A 1,770-nucleotide genomic window follows, 5' to 3' on the forward strand; every position below is an offset into this window, starting at 1 on the left:
AGCTCATCGCCCTCATCCCGGTGGGGCGGTACAGGACGACCTGGCGGGCGATGGTGGAGGCCCCGTACCCGCCCCCGCCGGTGCCTATCTGCGCCTCCAAGAATGTCTAACATAGCCCAAAAACGGCCTAATCGAGGACTTCAACGCGACATGTCATCCCCATCGCACGCTTGTCACCACCTTGGATGTCCCTTATCGTCAAGAACGCCCGGTCCGGTGGTTTGCACCATCGGCATGCCTTGCAGCACATGATACACTGAGGCCAGATGCAAACTCTGCTCCCCAGGAGGGACATATGACGACACTCCTCTAGCTCGTAACGTGTTCGGTTGAAGCTGGGAGGGGATTTCTGTGTCAAAAATCAGGTGCATGTTGTCCGCGGAATATGGGCTACTTGATGGGTTTCTGTACGAGGCGATCTATACCGAGCCCGGTGCGCCACGTCCGCCGCGGTCGGCGACCAAGGACCCCACACTTCGCGTCTACGTTGAAGATTTCGGCGCACATCCAGGTGATGTGGCCGTTTGCGCTGAAGAGAATGACGAGGTCGTTGGCGCTGCGTGGGCGCGCTTCATGCGCGGGTATGGCTTCATTGACGATTCGGTGCCAGAGCTTGCGGTGAGCGTACTACCCGCATGGCGCGGTCGTGGAATTGGGGCGGCGCTGCTCAAGGGGCTTTTCGAGCGCTGCTCCGCTGCGGGGCTTCCGGCGGTTTCGCTCTCCGTGCAGCGTGCCAACCCTGCCGCACGACTCTATGAACGTTTGGGATTCCGTGAGGTTGCAGGAGATGACGCCGAGATGGTGATGGTTCTGCCGCTCGCGGTTCCGCATGGTCGTGCCGCGGGCGACGGCTCATGTTCGCAGGCTCGTGCTACGGACGATGGCGTTTCGTGTTCGCAGGCTTGTGCCACCGCAATGCGCGTACTTACCGCTCCGGAGCTTGCGGGACACGTGGCGCTGGCGGGCGGTTTGGTGCCCTGGGTCGTGTCTGGCCATGATTCGGGAAGGCTTCACGGCGATGTCGACTTCGCGGTGCGCCTGGAGGATATGCCGACGGTGCGCACATGGTTGCGTGCCATGGGGTTCTATGAGGCAGCGCTCGATTCTCTCGCCCTTGCCTGCAATGCGACGGGGGAGGACTATGGTGTGCACGCGCGCATCGATGACGTGCTTGTGAGCTTTTGTCCCTATCGCTTTGACGACTGTGGGTTGCACCAGCGCAATGCGGCGCTCGTCATGACTGACGGGTTCGACGCCCTGCTGGAAGCGCTGTTGCCGGACGTTGTCGAAGGGGACTATCTTGAGGAGCGGGCCCTGCCCAATGGGAATGTTATTTCCTGCGCCACGCTTGAGAGCGTTCGTGCGGCAAAGGTGGTGAGTGGTCGGGCGAAAGACGCGCACGATATCGCCGAGATTGACGCGATGGGCTATGACGCGCCGCGCTTCGAACAGTTGCTTACCGCGTACCGTGCCATGCGAATCGTTGTTGCCGCGCACGAGTGATTCATTCTTTGATCGGAATCATGTCGGTCCGTGGCGCGGCTGTGTGATAGTTGCGGCTGTGTGATAGACGTCTTCGATGGCATGCAATCCGAGATGACTGTCCGACGCGGTCCTCGATTTGGACGTTTCGAGGCCCAAAATCAGGCTCTGTTAGACATTCTTGGAGGCGCAGATAGGCACCGGCGGGGGCGGGTACGGGGCCTCCACCATCGCCCGCCAGGTCGTCCTGTACCGCCCCACCGGGATGAGGGCGATGAGCTCCCGGAG

Annotated in this window: 1 protein-coding gene; it reads left to right on the plus strand. The window is 61.2% G+C overall.

What is annotated here, in order from left to right:
• The first annotated feature begins 351 nt into the window (after nt 1–351).
• A complete protein-coding gene (locus tag B5F33_RS10715; RefSeq protein WP_204214525.1) occupies nt 352–1,503 on the plus strand; it encodes a GNAT family N-acetyltransferase in 1,152 nt (383 codons plus the stop codon).
• The last annotated feature ends 267 nt before the right edge of the window (nt 1,504–1,770 follow it).

Origin of the sequence: Collinsella sp. An2 (genome assembly GCF_002160065.1) — a bacterium.
In the GTDB taxonomy this organism is placed as follows: Bacteria; Actinomycetota; Coriobacteriia; order Coriobacteriales; family Coriobacteriaceae; genus Limicola.